The following is a 20,884-nucleotide window of genomic DNA, read 5'->3' on the forward strand; positions in this document are numbered from 1 at the left end:
GCACCCCCCTTCCTCATCAAGAAAGCGGAATGCTGTCGGAACCGGCCGGAAATTGTCGGACCAGACGGAGTGCCGTTTTTCCACCCCATGCGTGCTTCCCGCCTTCTTCCGGAGTGCTGTGGGGAACACGGGCGGTTCGGGAGGAGGACGCGCGTTGTTTATTTTTTTCTATCCGCCAACCTGCGGCGATCCCCAAGAGGCGAGGCGAGCCGCTTCTTGCGCGCCGTTAAATCCTCCGCGCCGGACTGTTCCGCAGGAGGACTTCAATTTAGCATAGCATTCACTTAATATATCGTAATTTAATTTTCCTGTTTTCCAATCACCTGTTTCACTGGATTTTCCGTGAGCAATTGCTGCATTTCTATATCTGGTTATTAAATCCGTCAAATCAGCTGCCTGAAACTGCATCGGATGCGGGTTGGTCAGTCCTCCGTCCCCCCGGAGAACCTCGGGCTTCAAACCGGTCTCTTTCTCCATCGACGGCGGGACAGCCCCTTTCCCGCGGCGAAGCGGAGGCGGAAGAATGGAAGCGGCCTTCGCGAAGGATTGGAACAAAACCTCTCTCTGGGAATCACCAAGGAGGGTGTGCGGGTGGGGGATTGGCTTTCGTTTGCCGAATGGATCACCGCGATGCACACCTTTATCCATACTGTCCAGGAGAGCATGCACCGCTTCCCCACCCAGGAGCTGGCACGGGACGTTCCACGGGGCGGTCACGTTTGTCTCGCCCGTTCCGTAAATCCCCCGCCGCCCGGCTGCCCCAAGTGGAGAAGACCCGCGGAGAGTCGTCATCCAGGGGCGGCAACGGGTGAAGGAAACGGGAATGGGCGACTACCTGTCCGAGCCGGGGAGGGGACAAGGAGGCTTTGTTCCAAGATGAGAGATTCACACCTTCCGGATGGTTGAGACGGGCTGATGAACGCGATTGCTGGGCCGAGGCGGACAACCCTCTGCCCCGCGGGGCCCGAACAGGCTGATCATCGCGTCACCCCCTGTTTGATCGCCCTTGCCCCCTCCGCCCGGATCGCCTTGAACTCCACCGGGGCGGGAAATCGTTCGAGGATACGGAAGCCGGCGGGTGAGGAGATTAGGCTTGAGGGGATGAAGGGATCGAGCAGCTCCCGTTTTGATCGCCGATTCGCCGCTCCCCTTTGGCGATGTCCGCACCCGCGGTCGGGCGGTTTTTTCCCTTGGGGCGATGTCTGGCGGGAAAACCGGCCAGCTTCGAAGGGTTGCACCTGCATGACCCCTGAAAGGGCGGCACAAACTTCGGGGGGTGAGGGGATGTCGGCGGAATGCATCGTAATGGTTATGAGGATCAAACAGGGCAGGCGCCGCCACCGCTAAAAAAGCGTCCGCCAGAATCCTGGCGGACGCTTTTCGGCGTGAAGGCGGATCGGAAGAATTCCCTGGAAACGGCTCCCCCATGTCGAATCCTGTGGTAGGATAGATAGAAAAGGAGATCAAGAGGAAGAGGGTGAAGCAAGGGCGGTTTTGGACTTCATTTCGCACCACGGCATCACAGTAACAGCAGAAGAATGGAGAGGAGAATGTGGACCAGTCCCGCGGTGAAGAAGGCGGGAATGATCCACGGGCGGGACCTTTCCCGGGGGGAATCCGGCGAATCCTCCGTTGCTGGGAAGTCATTTTCCCACCGGCCGAATTGCCTGCGGAATCCCATGACAAAAACGCGGAAGAATCCTCCCTTCCATACGGTCACCGCTCCTGCGACGACGAGAAACAAAAGACCGGTTATGAACAGCGAATCAATCCATTTCAGCCGGTCCGACAGGGAATAAGTTCCGCAGAGCAGGATTCCGATCGCCAGAAGGAGCATCGTTTTGCGGAAGTGCTTCCGAATTTGAAACATGCTTGTCCTCCCATCTTCCGGTTGATCGGCATCAGGGGAGGCCGTGCCGTGCGGGTGATCCGGCCAATCCACCGGCGGAGCGCGGCGCGCTCCATGGCCGACCTCTTTTCTATTTAACCTTTTTCCTATATAATATACAAGGTTTCATGTCGGTCCGGGGTTCGGATTTTTCTTGTCCGCTTTTTCTTTAAAATTCGCAGAAATCATCCTTTCCAGGAGAGGCTTGCTTGTCCGGTTCCCAACGACACAACAAAGGAGGTCGTGTTTTTCGTGAAGAAACGAGCTGCTCTCTCGATGGCGGCGGCGCTGGTGCTTTCCGCGCTGCTCACCGCCTGCGGAGGACTCCAACCCCAGGGGAATATGGAAGATCAGGGAGCCCAGGGGCCCCAGGTGCTCCAACTGGTGACCAACAACGAGCCCGCCGATCTGGACAGCGCCACCTCGACGGACGTCATTTCGGGAACGATTCTGAACAACGTGATGGAAGGCTTGATGCGTTTGGACAAGGATGACAAGCCGCAGCCCGCCATCGCCAGCAGTTATGAGGTGAGCGAGGACAAGAAGACCTACACCTTCACCCTCCGCGACGCCAAATGGAGCGACGGGGAGCCGGTGAAGGCCCAGGATTTCGAGTACGCCTGGAAGCGGGCCCTCGATCCCAAAACAAAGTCGGAATACGCCTACATCCTCTATCCCATAAAAAACGCGGAAAAGTACAATACGGGAAAAGCCAAAGCCTCTGATGTAGGGGTTCGCGCTTTGGACGACAAAACCCTCGAGGTGCAATTGGAGGAACCGATTCCCTATTTCCTCAGTCTCACGACCTTCTCCACCTACCTGCCGCAGCGGAAGGACATCGTGGAAAAGTTCGGCGGGGATTACGCCAAGGAACCGGACAAAATGGTGTTCAACGGCCCCTTTGTTCTGGCGGAATGGGCGCACGAGCAGAGTCTCCTCTTGAAGAAGAACGACAATTACTGGGATCGAAACTCCGTATTCCTGCAGGATGTGAAAATCGACATCATCAAGGACACCTCCACGGGCTTGAACCTTTACACCTCCAATCAGAAAGACATGACCATGCTGGACAAGGCCTTTGCCGAAGCCTTCAAGAGCAGTCCCGAATTTATTTCGGTCTCCGGATCGCTGGTTCAGTACATTAATTTCAATACGAAAAACACTTTCTTGTCCAACACGAAGATCCGGAAAGCGATCAGCCTTGCCATCGACCGGGAATCGATCGTGAAACAGGTTCTCAAGGACGGTTCCCAACCCGCGGGAGGATTTGTTCCCCCGTCCATCCTCGGTTATAACGAATCCTTCCGGAAACAGGCCCGGGATTATCAGCAGTTCCAGCCGGCCGAGGCGAAACAGCTCTTGAAACTGGGGATGCAGGAGCTGGGCATCGACAGCCCCCCGACCCTGACGCTGCTCAGCTACAACGACGAGCGGAAAGATGTGTCCGTCGTTCTGAAGGATCAGCTCGAAAAGACCCTCGGGCTGAAAGTGAAAGTGAATCCGCAGCCCTTGAAGCAAAAAATCGAGTTGGAGCAGAGGGGAGAATTCGACCTTTCCTTTGCCGGTTGGAAGGCGGATTACAACGACCCCATGACCTTTCTGGACATGTGGGTGACCGATGGTCCCTTCAATGTGGGCAAATGGAGCAACAAGAAATATGATGAGCTGATCAAAAAGTCCAAAAGCAATCCCGACTTCAAGGAACGGATCAACGACCTGATCGAAGCGGAGCGGATTCTGCTGGAGGAGAAGGTCGCGATCGCTCCGGTCTATTACAAGAACCAGGCTTACCTCGTCAAGCCCCATGTGAAGAATCTGTACTTCCACTCCTTCAATGTCGAATACACCCTGAAGGAAACGTATATCGAAAATAAGCAATAACGGGATGGATTTACCGCTTTACAATTTCCGGATTTCGCGCAATGATGGATGTTGGAGGGGTCCATGTCTGCAATCCCGCGGCACACCGCTGAAAAGGGGAAAGGTATATGTCCGGGTGCGGACATATACCTTTCGCATGTTCTTTTTCGTGTAAAGGAAGTGGGAATGTGGGAAGCTATGTGGCCCGTAGACTGATCTATCTGCTGTTGACCTTGTGGTTGGTCGTCACGTGCACTTTTTTTCTCATGCACTTTCTTCCGGGAAGCCCCCTGTCCAACGAGGAAAAACTTCCCCCCGCGCTGAAGGAAAGGATCCTGGAGGAATACGGATTGGACAAACCCGTCCCCGTTCAATACGCCCTCTATCTGGGCAACCTGCTGCGGGGCGATCTGGGAATGTCCTTTTCCTATGACGGTCGGAGCGTCAGCGGGCTGATCGCCCAGGGATTTCCCGCTTCACTGCAGATCGGCCTGCAGGGATTGATTTTCGGCGGTCTGATCGGAATTCTGCTCGGAACCGTGGCCGCCCTCAAACGGGGCACCTGGGTGGACAATTCGGCGACGATCCTTGCCGTGCTCGGGGTGTCCGTCCCCAGTTTCGTGCTGGCTGCCGTTTTTTCCTATTATATCGGGGTGAAGATCGGAATCCTTCCCCCCGGCGGCTGGGGAAGCTTTGCCCATACGGTTCTGCCTTCCCTCGCCCTGTCCTTCCTGGTCATCGCCCAGGTGACCCGGTACATCCGCAGCGAATTGCTGGATGTCTTCAGCCAGGATTTCATCAAGACGGCCAGGGCGAAGGGAATGGGGCGCCGTGCGGTCGTTTTCCGCCACGCCCTCCGCAATGCGCTGATTCCCACCGTCACCGTGCTGGGGCCGCTGACGGTCAATCTGATCACCGGGTCGCTGGTGGTGGAGCAGATCTTCGGCGTGCCCGGAATGTCCACCTATTTCGTCAATTCCATCATGACGAATGATTACACCCTGATCATGGGGACCACCATTTTTTATGCCTTTTTGTTCACGGTCAGCGTTTTCGTCGTCGATATCCTCTACGGCATTATCGATCCCCGGATTCGGGTTGCCGGAATGAAGGAGTGAGCGCAGATGGGACCGGCCAAGATCACACCGGACCTTTTCGAGCCGCTTCCGCTGGCGCGGACGGTTCCCGGCCGTGCGGTCTCCAGGCGGAGGCGGGCCGGTTTTTGGCGGGACGCCCTTCGCCGTTTTGTGAGAAACAAGGGAGCCCTGATCGGATTTTTTCTCCTCCTGGTGATCGTCGGGATGACCTTTGTCGCTCCGGCGCTCAGCCCCCACGACCCTTATGAACAGAAACTGGAGGCGCAAAACCGCCCTCCCGACGGGACGCACTTTTTCGGGACAGACCAATTCGGGCGGGATTTGTGGACCCGCACCTGGCACGGGGCCGGCATATCCCTTAAGATCGGCCTTTTGGCGGCGCTGATCGATCTGGTGGTGGGAGTTTCCTTCGGAGGCATCTCCGGTTACTTCGGCGGAAGGATCGATTTGGTGATGCAGCGGATCCTCGAGGTGATGTACAGCATTCCCAGCTTGATCGTCCTCATTCTGTTGATGATGTGGTTTGAGCCGGGAATCGTCACCATCGCCGTCGCCATCGCCTTGACCGGATGGGTTCCGATGGCGAGGGTCGTCCGGGGACAAATGCTGCAGCTGAAATCCCGGGAGTTTGTTTTGGCCGCCCGGACCCTGGGGGCGGGTCACCTTCGGATGCTCACCAGGCATCTGCTTCCCAACGCCGCCGGTGCGATCATCGTGACGGTCACCTTGACGATCCCGTCGGCGATCTTTCTGGAGGCGGTGCTCAGTTTCATCGGGTTGGGGATGGCTCCTCCCGAACCCAGTCTCGGGTTGTTGCTCTACGATTCCTACCAATTGATCCGTTTCTTCCCGCACCAAATCCTTTACCCTTGTCTGGTGCTGAGCCTGCTGATTCTCAGCTTCAACCTGTTGGGAGACGGACTGAGGGATGCCTTGGATCCCAAACTGCGGCGTTAGGAGGAGCGGCATGAATCCCATTCTGGAAGTTCGTGATCTCCACGTGTCCTTTGACACCCACGAGGGCGAAGTTCAGGCGGTCCGCGGCGTCAGCTTTGACCTTTATGAGGGAGAAACGCTGGCGATCGTCGGTGAGTCCGGTTCCGGAAAAACCGTCACCGTTCAAAGCCTTTTGGGTCTGATCCCGCAGCCCCCCGGCCGGATCAAAAAAGGTTCGATCCGCTACCGGGGGCGGGAGCTCACCCGCCTGCGGGAAAGGGAATTGGACAAAATCCGCGGTGCCGAAATCGGCTACGTCTTTCAGGATCCCATGACCGCGCTCAATCCGACGATGACCATCGGCCGGCAGATCAGCGAGGTGCTGGTGAAGCACCGGAAGATGAGCAAGGAGAAGGCCCTCCGGCACGCCGTCCATTTGCTCCGTTCCGTGGAGATTCCGAATCCTTCCGGGCGGCTCAGGCATTATCCCCATCAGTTCAGCGGGGGGATGCGCCAAAGGGTGATGATCGCCATGGCACTGGCGGCCTCTCCCAAGGTGCTGATTGCGGATGAACCGACCACCGCCCTCGATGTGACGGTGCAGGCCCAGATCCTGGACTTGCTCAAAACCCTGAAGGAGCAAAGGGGCATGTCCATGATCCTGATCACTCACGATTTGGGAGTGGTGGCCGAGGTGGCCGACCGGGTGATCGTCATGTACGGGGGCAAAGTGGTTGAATCGGGTGGCGTGGAGGATGTGTTCAAGCGCTGCCGCCATCCGTATACCCGGGGGCTGTTGTCCTCGATGCCGCGGCTGGATCGTCCGAAGAAAAAAAAACTGGAGTCCATTCCCGGAAATCCGCCCGATCTGCTCTCTCCCCCGAGGGGATGTCCCTTTGTGGAGCGTTGCCAATATGCGATGAAAATTTGCAGCGAATGGATGCCGGATGTGACCGTGCGATCGGAAACGCACCAGCTTTCCTGTTGGCTTGAGCATCCGATGGCACCGCCGGTGAATGAAGCTGTGGGAGGAGGCATAGCAAGATGACGGAAGTTGCGGAAAAAATTCTGGAAGTGAAAAATCTGAAAAAGTATTTTCATGTCGGCCGGAATCAGGTGATCAAGGCGGTGGATGACGTCACCTTCGATGTATACAAGGGGGAGACCCTGGGGTTGGTCGGCGAATCGGGATGCGGCAAGTCGACGATCGGCCGGACGCTGATCCGCCTGTATGAGGCCACTTCGGGAAGCGTGATTTTCAAGAACAAAAACGTCCATCAGCTGAAGGGTCAGGAATTGAAGAAGTTCAACCGGGAAATGCAGATGATTTTCCAGGATCCCTACGCTTCCCTCAATCCCCGGATGACGGTGGGCGATATCGTCGCCGAGGGGCTGGATATTCACGGACTGGTCAAGAACAACAAAGAGCGCCGGGAGCGCGTCCTGGAACTGCTCAAAACCGTGGGGCTCGGTGAAGAGCACATCGATCGGTTCCCCCACGAATTCAGCGGCGGGCAGCGGCAGCGGATCGGCATCGCTCGGGCGTTGGCCGTCAATCCCGACTTCATCATCGCCGACGAGCCGATTTCCGCCCTGGACGTGTCGATCCAGGCACAGGTGGTCAACCTGATGAAGCGCCTGCAGCGGGAAAAGGGGCTCACCTACCTGTTCATCGCCCACGACCTGTCGATGGTGAAATACATCAGCGACCGCGTCGGGGTGATGTACCTCGGACAGCTGGTGGAATTGGCCGACAGTCAGGAGCTGTACGAACATCCCCTTCATCCGTATACCGAAGCGCTCCTGTCGGCGGTGCCCATTCCCGACCCCAACAAGGAGAAGCGTCGGGAGCGCATCATTCTGAAGGGGGATGTTCCCAGCCCGATCAATCCTCCGAGCGGTTGCCGGTTCCGCACCCGTTGCCCCAAGGCGATGGACATTTGCGCGGAGGCGGTTCCCGCCTGGCAGGAAGTGCGTCCCCAGCACTGGGTGGCTTGCCACCTGTACCAGGAAGAGGCAGGGAAATGACGGAGGCGTCTTCCCCTTTGGGGAAGGCGCTTTTTTTTTGAAGGGAAGAGCGGGAAAACGGATGAAATGGTCTTTCCGGCCAGGGAGGAAGGTTCTTAAAAAAAAGATCGCCATTTTGTGGCGTTTTTCTGTCTCGGACGTAAAGTCTCTCTTTACATCGATGCCTTCAACCGCTTCAGCACCTGCATGTAATGGTCCTTTGTCAGCCCCGGCGCGAACTCCTCCGGCAAGGCTTCCAAATCCGGCACGGGAGCGCCCTCCGGTCTGCCGACGACCACGCAGAGGCGTTCCCCCGTTTCCGGGTTTTTTCCTTTCCAGATCTTGTCAATATCCCGGTAGTCTTTGCTGCTCCAGGTGAAAAGGACGTTGTGCAGCCCCTGCTCCATGTATTTTCGGGCGTAGTCGAATTTGGAATTGTCCAGGCTGGGGACGGGAAGCATGCCCGGGAGATACACCCCGGTCAGGATTTCGAGGGCCTTGGCGTAGGCGAGAATGTGCGTGCCGCCGCGCACCAGGAGATAGCCGATCATTTCCCGGGCGGTGGGATGATCGGTCATTTCGTACACCCGCATCTTTTGGGTGCGCGCCCCGATTTCCAGGAAGAAATTGTGAAGCATATCCTCGATCAGATTGCCGCTGCTGTGAACAAAGGTTCCGTTCCAAGGGTTGCCCATGGAGTCCATCGGATAGGATGTTTGTGCCGTGGCGATGAAATATTGCAGGTTGTGGGCCTTCAGTCCCCTGCGGAGGGGCGCGCTGTCCGGATCTCCCGGATGGGTGAGGCCCCTGGACAACAGGTTGATGGTGGTGCTGACCAGTTCCACGTGGCCGAATTCCTCGGCGGTGATGCTGGCCACCAGATCGTAAAAGGGCTTCAATTTCTTTTTGCAGCGGAAATTGAAGGATTGAAACATATAGTTGTTCAGGGTGGACATTTCGCCGAATTTTCCCCCGAGCAGGTTCTGCACCGCCGCCGCCGCATTGGCGTCTCCGTGCTCGGGAACCGGCAATTCGATAAGCAATCGGTTGACCCTTTTAAACATGTTTTCCCTCCTTCGAAGATTTTCCCCTTCCCGCGTGGGTCCGCCATACCCCCCTCAAGGGGCTGGGCGGAGGGGATCAAGGGCCTGTGTCGGTACTTTTGCCGCGGGCTGGAGATGAAGGATCGCTCCGCGGTCAGCCTTTCCGCCCGATCACCTCCGATATTGTCGTCTAAAAGGAATGATATGTCCCGAGAGCCGGATTCAGAATTTGTCCGAAAGGGTCGGAAAAAAGCAAAAAAAACCGGGCGGAAAATCGGCGCGATTTCCCGTCCGGGTTCCGGTGAGACACCCTTTCCGGATGCCGGGGGTGGTGCCGCGAGGGCCTTTCGCCGGGTGGGGCACAGCCCCCTCGGACATGTGTGGAGCGTGGAGCAATCCGTACAGCGGATGCGATCGGTTTTTCGCAAAAAAATACCGCAACCTTTCGGCGGCGGTCGAAGAATAAAGGAAGGGCGATATACTTCCGCTTTTTTCTCAGAGGACCTGTTCCACTTCTTTGACGCCCGGCACTTCTTCCATCAGGGCCCGTTCAATTCCGGCCTTCAACGTGATGGTGGAGCTGGGGCAGCTGCCGCAGGCACCGAGCAGGCGGAGCTTGACGATCCCGTCCACCACGTCGACCAGTTCCACATCCCCTCCGTCGCGCTGGATGAAGGGACGCAATTTATCCAATACTTCTTGAACCTGTTCTTTCATCGCACAGACTCCTTTCTTCAAGCGTCGGATCTTTCAAGGAAGGCGCAGGCGCGAATCGTTTCCCTCGATCTTCCGGCATCGAACCGGAATCCGATCCGGAGGAAACGGCGATTTTCCAACGGGTATTCAGTATCTATCTTACCGGAAATGGGGCCTGTTGGCAATCGGGGGGCGCTGGCAACGGGATTTCGTTTTTTCCCTTTGCAAAACATGATAAGATGGGGGGGGAGGTTGTGGATGGTGAAACGGATTGTTGACGATGTGAAGGAATTGATCGGCTGGACGCCGATGATTCGGATCAAGCGGTTTGCCTTGCCGGAGGGCGTTTCCCTCTTTGCCAAGCTGGAATATTTCAACCCGGGCGGAAGCGTCAAGGATCGCATCGGGTTGGCCTTTATCCGGGAAGCGGAAAAGTCCGGCAAGCTGAAACCCGGAGGAACGATTATCGAGCCGACGGCCGGCAACACCGGCATCGGTCTGGCGCTGGCCGCCGTCGGAACAGGATATCGGGTGATCTTCGTCGTTCCCGAAAAGTTTTCCGAAGAGAAGCAGGAACTGATGCGGGCCCTGGGGGCCGAGGTGATCAACACCCCGACGGAGTTGGGGATGAAGGGAGCGATTGAGGAGGCCCGCCGACTGGAGCGGGAGATTCCGGGAAGCTACTGCCCCCAGCAGTTTCAGAATCCCGCCAATCCGGAAGCCCACTATCGGACGACGGGTCCCGAGATTTGGGAGCAGATGGAGGGGCGGGTGGATGTGTTGGTGGCCGGGGCCGGTTCGGGCGGCACCTTCATGGGGGTATCCCGCTACTTGAAAGAAAAAAATCCCGAGGTCCGCACCGTCGTGGTGGAGCCGGAAGGTTCGATCCTCGGCGGCGGAGAGCCGGGGCCGCACAAGACCGAAGGGATCGGCATGGAATTCATTCCCGATTTTGTGGACACTTCCTATTTTGACGAAATCTACACGGTGCCTGACGAGGAGGCTTTCCGCCAAGTCAAGGAATTGGCCCGCCGGGAGGGACTTTTGGTGGGCAGCTCGTCGGGAGCGGCCTTCTATGCGGCGCTCAGGGAGGCGTGGAGGGCGAAACCGGGAACGCGGATCGCGGTCATCTTTCCCGACGGCAGCGAGCGATATCTGAGCAAGCAAATTTACAGAGGGGGCGTGTGAAGCGTTGCGCTTGGACACCAAATGCATCCACGGGGGCGTGTTCGGCGATCCGCACACCGGAGCCGTCAGCGTTCCCATTTACCAGGTTTCCACCTACAAGCAGGAGGGAATCGGCCGGCACCGGGGATATGAGTATTCCCGCACCGGCAATCCCACCCGGGCCGCCCTGGAGCAATTGATTGCCGATCTGGAAAACGGAAAGAGGGGACTCGCTTTTGCCTCCGGGATGGCCGCCATCTCCACGGTCCTCTCCCTGTTCAGCAGGGGGGACCATCTGATCGTGGGGGACGATGTGTACGGCGGAACCTATCGCGTGCTAAGCCATGTTTTTTCCCGGATGGGGATGGACATCACCCACGTGGATACCAGCGACCCCGATCAGGTGCGGGGGGCGATCCGGGAAACCACCCGGGCGGTGTTGATGGAAACCCCCAGCAACCCCCTGCTCAAGGTGACCGATATCCGAAAGATCGCCGATATCTGCCGGGAACGCGATCTGCTGCTGATCGTGGACAACACGTTTCTCACTCCCTATTGGCAGAATCCGCTGGATCTGGGGGCGGACATCGTCGTCCACAGCGCCACCAAGTATTTGGGAGGACACAGCGATGTCGTGGCCGGCCTGGTGGTCGTCAAGGATGAGGAGCTGGGCGAGCGGCTTCATTTTCTGCAAAATTCCATCGGCGGCGTGCTGGGCCCAAGCGATGCCTGGCTTTTGATCCGGGGCATCAAGACCCTGGGGTTGCGCATGCGCCAACATGAGTCCAACGCCCGCCGGATCGCGGAATGGCTCAGGGAGCGGTCCGATGTGGGAGCCGTCTATTATCCCGGGCTCCCGGATCATCCCGGACATGATACGGCCTCCCGGCAGGCGCGGGGATACGGGGGCATGATCTCCTTCGATGTGGGAAGCGGAGAGCGGGCGGAGCGGATCCTGAGCCGGGTCCGTTATTTCACCCTGGCGGAGAGTCTGGGCGCCGTCGAAAGCTTGATTTCCGTTCCCGCCCGGATGACCCATGCGTCGATACCCGCGAAGCGCCGGGCGGAGCTGGGAATCACCGACGGGCTGATCCGCCTTTCCGTCGGCGTGGAGGATGTCGAAGATTTGCTGGAGGATCTGGAGCGGGCGCTGGCCGACTGAAGGGTGCCCGTCTCCGCCGGGCGATGCGGCCTGTGCGGTGCGAAAGGAGGGATCGGGTTGAAAAAGCCGATTGAAGTGACCGTATACGGGGCAGAGACGATCTGCGCCGGTTGCCACAACCTCCCCTCCTCGCGGGAAACGGCTTCCTGGTTGGAAGCGGCGCTGGGCAGAAGTTACGGCGATCAGGTCCGCGTGCGCTATGTGGACATCCACGGCCCGGAGGGTGAGCGGGACGCGGAATTTTCCCGCCGGGTGATCGAGGAGGAACTCTGGTACCCGGTGGTGGTGATCGACGGAGAAGTGGTGGGGGAAGGGAATCCGAGCCTCAAAGCGATCAGAAAGAAACTGGAACAAATGGGGGCGGAAAGGCTGGAATCCCTTCCGGGACCGCCGGAGTAATCCGGTTTTCCCGTGAGGCCGGGATGGTTCCCTCCCAAGGATGGTAGCGGCAAGTCTTTCAGAGACTTGCTTCTGTTTTTCTCTGAGGGTCCTTCGGTGTTTGACGGAAAGGGACGTGGTAAAAAATGCGGATGGGGAGCGCTTTTTCTCCTTCGCGGCACTTGTGTTTCTCCGTGGGGAGGAGCTTTCCCATCAGCAGATTGATTTGCGAAGATCCGAACCCCTTTTGGATGCGCGACGGATGGAGTGGACGATATGCGGCCGATCATCGAGTTTTGCGTGAACAACCTCACGCCGGACGTGGAGAAAATAAAGGAGGAATTGGAAAAGGATCCGGAACTGGACGTGGTGGAGTACGGATGCCTCGGCCACTGCATGACCTGCGCCGAAGGCCCCTATGCTCTGGTCAACGGTGAGGTGGTGACGGGAGAGACGGCGGAGGAACTTTTGGAAAACATCCGCAGGGCGATCGAGGAGATGGAGGAGTTCGGCTTTTGAGGCCGGCGGCCGCGGAGGCCGGCAGGGCCCGGAAAGGGGCGCTTCAGGGAAATGTGAGGGCCGATCGGAAAATGTTTGCATCGGCCTTTGCATCCCTTCCGCCCCTTCCGGGCTTTTTTTGTATAAAGGAATTAGGAAAGAAATCCCCTTTTGGGTCCTTTAAAAAATGTTTGCTGAAAGGAGGGGTCCGATGAAGAGGAAAGTACGCCTTCAAACCCGGTTGATCCTCTGGATGACGGCGCTTTTGACGTCGGTGGTCGGAATGATGGGTTTTTTGTTTTACGGGATTCTGGTGGACGCCGTGGAGGAACAAATCGGGAAACGTGCCCTCAGTTTGGCGAAGACCGTCGCGGCGGATCCCGAACTGAGGGAGGCCTTCTCCCGGGAGGAACCCTGGCGCCATATCCAGCCCATCGCCGAACGGGCGCGCATCAACTCCGGTGCGGAGTTCGTGGTGGTGGGAAACGAGCACGGGGTGAGGTATTCACATCCGGTTCCGGAACGGATCGGAAAGGAGATGGTCGGCGGGGACAACGGACCGGTCCTCCTGGAGGGAAAGTCCTTCGTCTCACGGGCGGTGGGCAGTCTCGGGCCGTCTCTCAGGGGAAAGACGCCCGTCTTGGATGACGAGGGACGCGTGATCGGGATCGTGTCGGTGGGCTTTATGATCGAGGACATCGAAAAGATCACCTGGGGCTATCTGAAGCGGATGATGATGTTTCTGTTTCCGGCGTTGGGCTTGGGAGTGGCGGGGGCGGTTCTGCTCGCCCGGAAGATCAAGCGGGACACCCTCGGTCTGGAACCGGATGAAATCTCTGCATTGTACAAGGAAAGGAACGCGGTGCTCCAGGCCGTCCGGGAGGGGATCATCGTGATGGACCGGGAAGAGAGGGTGCGGCTGATCAACCAGGCGGCCTGCGACATGTTGTCCCTGCCCTCGGACGAGGTGCGGGGGCGCCCCATCCGGGAGATTCTGCCGCAAACCCGGATGCCCGAGGTGCTCCGCACCGGGGAGACGCATCTCAACCGGGTGATGACCATCCGGGGAAAGGAACTGCTCATCAACCGCTATCCGATCCGGGATAAAGGCGGAAAAGTGACGGGCGTGGTGGCCAGCTTTCGTCTTAGGTCGGAGATGGATGAGCTGAACCGGCAATTGTCCCAGGTTTCCCGCTACGCGGAAGTGCTCCGGGCGCAAACCCATGAGTTTAAAAACATTCTGTATACCATATCGGGTCTGATCCAGCTCGGATCCCACCGGGAAGCCCTGGATCTGATCCACCGGGAGACGGAGGTGGGACGGGACCTGATCCGGCTGGTGGTCAAACGGATTCCCGATCCCTGGTTGGGCGGGATTCTTCTCGGGTTTTACAGCCGGGCCCGGGAGCTGAAGGTGGAGTTTGTGATCGATCCCGACAGCCGGCTTATGCGGCTTCCGGACCATCTTCCGCGGCAATACCTGGTCAGCATCCTGGGCAATCTGATCACCAATGCCTTTGAAGCGGTGGAAAACCGTCCGGAGGGAAAAAGGAAAGTGAAGCTTTATCTGGGAGATACCGGAGGCGAAATCCTGTTGGAGGTGGAAGATTCGGGTCCGGGGGTGCCTGCCGGGCTGATTCCCCGCATTTTTGAAAAGGGGTTTTCGACGAAACCGGGGGACAACCGGGGATTCGGTCTGGCGAAGGCGAAAGAGCTGGCGGAAGAAATGGGAGGATATCTCGCCATTGAACGGGGCGAGCTGGGCGGAGCCCTCTTTTCCGTCAGCCTGCCCAAAAACTTGGAAGAGCCGTGTCGGGAAAGGGAGGGAAATCGGAATGACGGACAAGCCGATCGAAGTGTTGATTGTCGAGGATGACCCCCGCATCGCCGAAATCAACCGGCGATTCACGGAGAAAGAGGAAGGGTTCTCTGTAGTCGGCATCGCCCGGACGGGGGAGGAAGCCGTCACCTGGCTGGAAGTGGTGGAGCCCCGTTTGGTGCTGTTGGACATTTACCTTCCCGACATGCGGGGAACGGAGCTGGTCCGCCGCATCCGGGGGGAGGGAAAGGATACGGACATCATCATGATCACGGCCGCCGGGGAGACGGAAATCGTTCAGGAGGCGATCCGGGGAGGGGTTGTCGATTTCATCGTCAAGCCGATCCAGATGGAGCGATTTCTGAAGACCCTTCAAAACTACCGGCGGCGGTTGGAAAGGCTGAAAGCCTCCGGAACCATGACCCAGCAGGAAATCGACCGGTTGTGGAATCCGGGAACGGCGGACACCGCTTCCCGATGGGCGGGGGTCCGGGAGGTCCCCAAGGGGATCGATCCCCTCACCCTGGAAAAAGTGGTGTCCGTCCTCCGCGCTTCTCCTCCGCCGGGTATGACGGCGGAAGAGACGGGCCAGGCGATCGGAGCCAGCCGCTCCACCGCCCGCCGCTACCTGGAATATCTCGTTTCCGTCGGGGAGGCCGTCGCCGACGTTTCCTACGGATCGGTGGGAAGGCCGGAGCGGCGGTATGTCCTGAAGTCCGCTGGAAAAGGGGTGCCGAAGTGATTCCAAAGACAAAGCGGGTTGAACAAAATGAACGAAATTCCCGAAATGAAACCTATTCTTTTTATGACCAAAAGGGTGAACAAAGGGCCTGGGAAGGTTATTCTGGTGGCGGATCGGAATTTCCCTTTGGGGAAAGCGTTTTCAACAAGGAGGGATGAAAATGAGAAGAAAAATCTTCGGTTCGGCTCTGCTGTCGGGCATTCTCGCCCTGATCCTCGCCGCCTGCGGCGCGGGAAGGGATCCCTTCGCCGAAAAAAGCGGGGGCTCCGGATATCCGGAGAAGCCGATCACGGTGGTGGCCCCCTCCGGCGCCGGAGGAGGCTGGGATCTGACCGCCCGCTCCCTCGCCAAGGTGCTGACCGAAACCAAGCTGGTGGAGCAACCGATCACCGTGGAAAACAGACCCGGGGGCGGCGGGGCGGTCTTTTTGGCGGAATACGCGACCGCGGACAAGAACAATCCCTACAAGCTGTTTGTCAACTCCCCGCCCCTTTTGATCAACAACCTGAAAAAGGAAGGCAACAGTCCCTACGGTTTCAGGGACACGACGCCGCTGGCCCAGTTGACCCGGGACTACGGTGCCATCGTGGTGCAAAAGAGTTCCAAATACCGGGACATTCGGTCCCTCGTCGACGATTTGAAAAAGGATCCGAAGCGCGTCACGCTGGCGGGAGGCTCCGCTCCCGGCTCCATGGACCATCTGATCGCCGTTCTGCCCGCTTACAAATCGGGGATCGATCCGAAAAAACTGAAATACGTCTCCTATGACGGAGGCGGCGAAGCCATCGCGGCGTTGCTGGGCGGAAATGCCGACGCCATCGCCACCGATGCCTCCGCCGTCGGAGAGTACGTGAAGGCGGGCAAAGTGAGGGTATTGGCCGTCACTTCCCCCAAGCGGATGGGAGGCATCTTGAAGGACGTCCCCACGCTGAAAGAAGAGGGGATCGACGCCGAATTCACCATCTGGCGCGGCGTTTTCGGCCCCAAGCAAATGCCCGACGAGGTGAAGCGGTTCTGGGATGAGAAACTGAAGGCGCTTCAGGAGTCGGAAGAGTGGCAAAAGGAACTGGAAAAAAACAATTGGGAAAGCGAGTACCGTAACAGCCGGGACTTTGCCGCCTTCCTGGAGGAGCAGGAACAGCAGATTCGGGAGCTCCTGGAATCGATGGGCATGGCCAAATGAGGGACGGAAACGAAGGGAGGGAAACGCGATGCATCGCATCTTCGACCGGTCCGCCAGCCTGATTTTCGCCGCCGTCGGCGCCGCCTTCATCCTGGGGGCCCGCAACCTGTCTTCCACCGCTTACGGCTCCCAGGTCGGACCGGACATTTTTCCGATGGGGCTGGGCGCGATTCTGATTCTGCTGAGCCTTCGCCTCTTTTTCGAAACCTTCCGTTATCCCGAAAAAGAGAAATCGGGGAACAGGGGGAATTTGGATTGGCGCCGTTTCGGAGGGATGCTGGCCGCCGCCCTCCTTTACGCTCTGCTGTTGGAACCTCTCGGGTACGTGCTTTCCACCTTTTTGTTCCTGTTTGTCGGGTTTCAGTTGATCGAGCGGGGCGGCAGGATGCGCTCCGCTCTGGTGGCCGCCGCCTTTTCCGGAGGAGTTTACTTTCTGTACGCCGTCGTCATGAAGGGAACGCTGCCGGGATGGCCCGTCTGGATTGCGGGATGAAGGGAGGCTGAAGGATGGAGTCTTTGGAATATTTGATGAAGGGGTTTCTCGTCGCCTTTCAGTGGCACAATCTGCTGTTCGCTTTTGTCGGGGTGCTGATCGGCACGGCCGTCGGCGTGCTGCCGGGGATCGGCCCCATGAGCGGAGTGGCCCTCTTGATTCCCATCACGGCGACGATGACCGGCGGAATGCCGCCGGAACACGCGGCCACCAGCGCCATCATCCTGCTGGCCGGGATTTACTACGGAGCGATGTACGGCGGGTCGACCACCTCCATTCTCCTGAACACCCCCGGCGAATCCTCCTCCGTGGTCACCACCCTGGACGGTTACCAGATGGCCCGGCAGGGAAAGGCGGGTTCCGCTCTGGCCATCGCGGCGATCGGTTCCTTCGTCGCCGGGTTGATCGCGCTGATAGGGCTGGTGTTCCTGTCGGAGCCCCTGTCCGATTTGGCGCTCCGCTTCGGGCCGGCGGAATATTTTTCCCTGATGGTTTTGGGGCTGTGCGCCGTCAGCGGCCTGGCGGGAAAATCCATGACCAAGGCGTTGATCATGACCGTTTTCGGCCTGCTTTTGGGGACGATCGGAGTGGACAACGTATCCGGAGTGGCCCGTTTCACCTTCGATATGCCGGTCCTGTACCAGGGTCTGGAGTTTCTCACCGTCGCCGTGGGCTTGTTCGCCCTGGGCGAAGTTTTTAAAACCCTTCTGGTAAGGGAGGATGGACCGGGCGGCATCCCTCGGGTGGGGAGGGTGCTTCCCGGACGCGACGACCTGAAACGAAGCGCTCCCGCCATCCTTCGCGGTTCCCTCCTCGGCTTTTTCGTCGGAGTCCTGCCCGGTGCGGGCGCCACAATGGCCTCTTTCTTTTCGTACATTCTGGAGAAGAAGTGGAGCAAGCACCCGGAACGATTCGGCAAGGGTGCGATTGAAGGAGTGGCCGGTCCGGAGTCGGCCAACAACGCCGCGTCCGGCGGGGCGTTGATTCCGCTCCTCACCCTGGGGATTCCCGGGTCCGGGACGACGGCGATCCTGTTGGGGGCTTTCATCATGTACAACGTCCAGCCGGGGCCGCTTTTGTTCGATGAACATCCGATGGTGGCCTGGGGATTGATCGCCAGCATGTTCGTGGGCAATGTGATGCTTCTCATCCTGAACCTGCCCCTGGTCAAGGTGTTTGCCAAGATCATCGTCACTCCCCGGCGATATCTGCTCCCCATCATCATCGCCATCTCGGTGTTCGGCGTCTACGCCGTCCAGATCAACACCTTCGATCTGATCCTGCTGGTCGCCTTCGGGGTGATCGGGATGGTCCTGGCCCGGCATGAGTATCCCTTGGCGCCGCTGGTGTTGGGGCTGGTGTTGGGACCGATGATCGAAAACAACATGCGGAGGGCCTTGACCGCCTCCAACGGCGACTTCATGATCTTCCTGGAAAAACCCATTTCCCTGACCTTTCTCCTCCTCGCGCTCCTGTGGATGATTCTCCCGCTGGTTCTCAAGTGGCGCAGAAAGGGGATCCTTTCGGAAGAGGAGGCCTGAAATGAAAATCCCCGGCTCGGTTTGCCGGGGAAAAAAGGGCGGGCCGGAGAACTGAACATTTCCGGATCTTTGGAGATGAGCGCGGAACGCCGGACTGCCGGGCGCGCTCTTTCGGGCAATGCCCGGCTTTTTCGTTTTGGGAGGGGCCTCTCAATACACCCGGATTTCATTGTAGAAGGTGTCCCGCTCCACGGGAATCCGGTTGGCTCCTTTGATCAGCCAGACCAGCTCGTCCCGGGTGAGGGCGGTTTGGGTCAGGGCGCCGGCGGAGTGGCTGATGCGCTCTTCCACCAGGGTGCCGTGGATGTCCGAAGCTCCGAAATGCATGGAGAGTTGGGTGAGCTGGGTGCCGATGTTGATCCAATAGGATTTGATGTGCGGGAAATTGTCCAGCATCAGGCGGCTGATGGCGATCGTTTTGAGATCGTCCATGGCCGACGTGCGCCTCTTGATCGAAGCGCTCTTTTTCCGCGGCTGAACGGCCAGGGGGATGAAGCACAGGAAGCCGCCCGTCTCGTCCTGCAATTCCCGGACGCGGATCATGTGGATCAGCCGTTCCTCCAGGGTTTCGATGGAGCCGTAAAGCATGGTGACGTGGGTTTTCATCCCCAGGGAATGGGCGATGCGGTGGCATTCCAGCCATTGGTCGGTGCTCGCCTTGTCCGGGCTCATCTTGGCGCGGTAGCGTTCGGTCAAAATTTCCGCTCCGCCGCCGGGCAGCGTATCCACCCCGGCATCGATGAGCTCCTTCAGCACCTCTTCCATCGAACGGCCGGTGAGACGGGAAAAGAATTCGATTTCCGCCGCGGTATACGCTTTGATCGTCACTTGGGGATAATGTTTTTTCAGGATGGAGATGATGTTCAGATAGTAGTCAAAGGGCACCGTGTGGTTGTGGCCGCCGACGATGTGAAACTCGCGGATGTTTTCCGTAAAGCGCTCCCCGACGTATTCCAGCACCTCTTCCGGCGACATGGTATAAGCCCCTTCTTCACCCGGGTCGCGGCGGAAACCGCAGAAGGCGCAGCGTGCCTCGCACACGTTCGTGGGGTTGATGTACATATTTTGAATGAAATAAACCTTTTCCCCGTTTTTGGACAGGTTCACCTGGTTGGCCAGCTGCGCGATCGTCAAAAGATCGGGTGAATTGTAGAGGGTAAGGCCGTCTTCCAGCGTGAGCCTTTCGCCGGCGCTTACCTTTTCGATGATGGGAGCCAGATCCTGGCGGGGGGCGGCACTGATGGACATGGAAAATTCCTCCTTTCAGGGTAAAAGGGAAAACGGTGCACTTGCAACAAGACACGGCGAAACCGCGGAAAAGGTTGGCAATAAAATAGACGCGGCCGCCTGTCCGCGAAAGCAGGGGGCAGGCGACTCCGTCGTCTGGGGCCGGCGGGCTTGCGTTTGATGCATTTTATGGAATTGACCGAAACAAACAGGTTTTTCGCTGCTCGAAAGAAAAAGGTGACAATTTCAGTTTACCACAACCGGTTGTCCTTTTCACCCCCGAAGCGAGGGGAGGGAAATCCGGAAAAATCCATTTTTATTGGAAAAAGCTTTCTTTTCCCCTTTGCAATGTGTAAAATAATATAAAAAAATATTTCTTAATCATTTTCCCTTCATCCCTCAGGGACGTCATCCACGAAAGGGGGGCCCCTTGTGGGCAAGAGGTTGGAGCGGGAATTTGAGGCTGTCCGAAGGAAAATGGAAGAGGCAGCCACCCGGCTGGGACTGGATCATCCGGAAGTTCACCGGTTGAGCAAGAGACTGGATCGGCTTCATAATCAGATGCTGTGGGAAAGGAAGGCGTTGATGGAGGTGCCCCGTCGCGGAAGGGACCGGTTTTATCGCATTCGCCGCTACAGCTATTATTTGAGGGAAACGTCGGAAGGTTGCGGATAAAGGGGCCGCCCTTGGCCGGTTGTTTCCCTGCGGCGTTCTCCGGTATACTTAAAATATACACAGGGACGATTCCGGTTCGCCGGCCGTTTCTCATAAAGGAGGGACAGGAATTGATCAGTTTGACCGAGCAGGCCAGTCTCAAAATCAAAGAGATGATGGCTGAGGAAGACAATCCGGAATCCCTCTATCTCAGGGTGGGTGTAACCCATGGCGGTTGCACCGGTTTCACCTATGGCATGGGATTTGACGACCAGAAACAAGACGATGACACGGTGTTGGAGCAACACGGCATCAAGATCCTGGTCGATGCCCAGAGCATCCCGTACCTCCGGGGTTTGGAAATCGACTACAAGGAATCGGTCATGGGCGGAGGGTTCACCCTCCACAATCCCAATGCCGTCGCCACCTGCGGCTGCGGTCAATCCTTCCGCACGGCGACGGATGCGGGGAAACCGGAGGAGTGTTGAGCTGC

General features: G+C 58.2%; 21 protein-coding genes. 16 read left to right on the plus strand and 5 right to left on the minus strand.

The window, feature by feature from the left end; genetic code table 11:
• Positions 1-168: 168 nt before the first annotated feature.
• Together BM063_RS17255 and BM063_RS09420 are read right to left on the minus strand one after the other, a co-directional pair.
• A complete protein-coding gene (locus tag BM063_RS17255; protein WP_143085298.1) occupies positions 169-477 on the minus strand; it encodes a hypothetical protein in 309 nt (102 codons plus the stop codon).
• A 1,042-nt stretch (positions 478-1,519) separates the two neighbouring features.
• Positions 1,520-1,870, minus strand: a complete 351-nt coding sequence (locus tag BM063_RS09420) for a DUF3899 domain-containing protein (RefSeq protein ID WP_092038266.1) — start codon at positions 1,868-1,870, stop codon at positions 1,520-1,522.
• Positions 1,871-2,140: 270 nt separating this feature from the next.
• Between BM063_RS09420 and BM063_RS09425 the strand changes: the two genes are divergently transcribed.
• The 5 genes from BM063_RS09425 (at position 2,141) to BM063_RS09445 (ending at position 7,809) form a co-directional block, all read left to right on the plus strand.
• Positions 2,141-3,769, plus strand: coding sequence for a peptide ABC transporter substrate-binding protein (locus BM063_RS09425; RefSeq protein WP_245752194.1), 1,629 nt, complete (start codon positions 2,141-2,143; stop codon positions 3,767-3,769).
• A gap of 167 nt (positions 3,770-3,936) precedes the next feature.
• Entirely contained in the window at positions 3,937-4,866 is a 930-nt protein-coding gene (locus BM063_RS09430; protein WP_143085299.1) for an ABC transporter permease, read from the plus strand.
• A 6-nt stretch (positions 4,867-4,872) separates the two neighbouring features.
• Positions 4,873-5,802, plus strand: a complete 930-nt coding sequence (locus tag BM063_RS09435; RefSeq protein ID WP_092038270.1) for an ABC transporter permease — start codon at positions 4,873-4,875, stop codon at positions 5,800-5,802.
• Between the two features lie 10 nt (positions 5,803-5,812).
• Positions 5,813-6,829, plus strand: a complete 1,017-nt coding sequence (locus BM063_RS09440) for an ABC transporter ATP-binding protein (RefSeq protein ID WP_092038272.1) — start codon at positions 5,813-5,815, stop codon at positions 6,827-6,829.
• The gene (locus BM063_RS09445; protein WP_092038274.1) at positions 6,826-7,809 is read left to right on the plus strand and encodes an ABC transporter ATP-binding protein; all 984 of its coding nucleotides are present in this window, start codon (positions 6,826-6,828) and stop codon (positions 7,807-7,809) included. Before BM063_RS09440 ends, BM063_RS09445 begins: the two co-directional genes overlap by 4 nt.
• 152 nt (positions 7,810-7,961) lie before the next feature.
• Here BM063_RS09445 and BM063_RS09450 read toward each other — a convergent pair whose 3' ends face one another.
• Positions 7,962-8,852 (minus strand): manganese catalase family protein, encoded by an 891-nt coding sequence (locus BM063_RS09450; RefSeq protein WP_092038277.1) that lies wholly within the window; start codon positions 8,850-8,852, stop codon positions 7,962-7,964.
• A 474-nt stretch (positions 8,853-9,326) separates the two neighbouring features.
• Positions 9,327-9,548 carry a NifU family protein gene (locus BM063_RS09460; protein ID WP_092038283.1) on the minus strand — a complete coding sequence of 74 codons (222 nt, stop codon included), beginning with the start codon at positions 9,546-9,548 and terminating at the stop codon, positions 9,327-9,329.
• A gap of 249 nt (positions 9,549-9,797) precedes the next feature.
• Here BM063_RS09460 and cysK point away from each other — a divergent pair, with 249 nt between their 5' ends.
• From cysK to BM063_RS09510, 9 genes are all read left to right on the plus strand, one after another.
• Complete coding sequence (gene cysK, locus BM063_RS09465; protein ID WP_483878452.1) at positions 9,798-10,715, plus strand: cysteine synthase A; 918 nt, start codon at positions 9,798-9,800, stop codon at positions 10,713-10,715.
• A 4-nt stretch (positions 10,716-10,719) separates the two neighbouring features.
• A complete protein-coding gene (locus BM063_RS09470; protein ID WP_092038287.1) occupies positions 10,720-11,856 on the plus strand; it encodes a bifunctional cystathionine gamma-lyase/homocysteine desulfhydrase in 1,137 nt (378 codons plus the stop codon).
• A gap of 57 nt (positions 11,857-11,913) precedes the next feature.
• On the plus strand, positions 11,914-12,255 hold the full coding sequence (locus tag BM063_RS09475) for a YuzD family protein (protein WP_092038289.1): 342 nt from the start codon (positions 11,914-11,916) through the stop codon (positions 12,253-12,255).
• Positions 12,256-12,510: 255 nt separating this feature from the next.
• Positions 12,511-12,753, plus strand: coding sequence for a DUF1450 domain-containing protein (locus BM063_RS09480; protein WP_092038291.1), 243 nt, complete (start codon positions 12,511-12,513; stop codon positions 12,751-12,753).
• Positions 12,754-12,943: 190 nt separating this feature from the next.
• Positions 12,944-14,608, plus strand: coding sequence for an ATP-binding protein (locus tag BM063_RS09490; protein ID WP_092038295.1), 1,665 nt, complete (start codon positions 12,944-12,946; stop codon positions 14,606-14,608).
• Complete coding sequence (locus tag BM063_RS09495; protein ID WP_092038297.1) at positions 14,568-15,293, plus strand: response regulator; 726 nt, start codon at positions 14,568-14,570, stop codon at positions 15,291-15,293. Before BM063_RS09490 ends, BM063_RS09495 begins: the two co-directional genes overlap by 41 nt.
• Before the next feature lie 160 nt (positions 15,294-15,453).
• Positions 15,454-16,476 carry a tripartite tricarboxylate transporter substrate binding protein gene (locus tag BM063_RS09500; protein ID WP_092038299.1) on the plus strand — a complete coding sequence of 341 codons (1,023 nt, stop codon included), beginning with the start codon at positions 15,454-15,456 and terminating at the stop codon, positions 16,474-16,476.
• Between the two features lie 28 nt (positions 16,477-16,504).
• Positions 16,505-16,969 carry a tripartite tricarboxylate transporter TctB family protein gene (locus BM063_RS09505; protein WP_092038301.1) on the plus strand — a complete coding sequence of 155 codons (465 nt, stop codon included), beginning with the start codon at positions 16,505-16,507 and terminating at the stop codon, positions 16,967-16,969.
• A 14-nt stretch (positions 16,970-16,983) separates the two neighbouring features.
• Complete coding sequence (locus BM063_RS09510) at positions 16,984-18,510, plus strand: tripartite tricarboxylate transporter permease (protein WP_092038303.1); 1,527 nt, start codon at positions 16,984-16,986, stop codon at positions 18,508-18,510.
• A gap of 150 nt (positions 18,511-18,660) precedes the next feature.
• Here BM063_RS09510 and mqnE read toward each other — a convergent pair whose 3' ends face one another.
• The gene (mqnE, locus tag BM063_RS09515; RefSeq protein WP_092038305.1) at positions 18,661-19,758 is read right to left on the minus strand and encodes an aminofutalosine synthase MqnE; all 1,098 of its coding nucleotides are present in this window, start codon (positions 19,756-19,758) and stop codon (positions 18,661-18,663) included.
• A 411-nt stretch (positions 19,759-20,169) separates the two neighbouring features.
• Between mqnE and BM063_RS09520 the strand changes: the two genes are divergently transcribed.
• Together BM063_RS09520 and erpA are read left to right on the plus strand one after the other, a co-directional pair.
• Positions 20,170-20,412, plus strand: a complete 243-nt coding sequence (locus BM063_RS09520; RefSeq protein ID WP_092038307.1) for an aspartyl-phosphate phosphatase Spo0E family protein — start codon at positions 20,170-20,172, stop codon at positions 20,410-20,412.
• Positions 20,413-20,522: 110 nt separating this feature from the next.
• Positions 20,523-20,879 (plus strand): iron-sulfur cluster insertion protein ErpA, encoded by a 357-nt coding sequence (erpA, locus tag BM063_RS09525; protein WP_092038309.1) that lies wholly within the window; start codon positions 20,523-20,525, stop codon positions 20,877-20,879.
• Positions 20,880-20,884: the final 5 nt, after the last annotated feature.

Source organism: Planifilum fulgidum (assembly GCF_900113175.1).
Lineage (GTDB): Bacteria > Bacillota > Bacilli > Thermoactinomycetales > DSM-44946 > Planifilum > Planifilum fulgidum.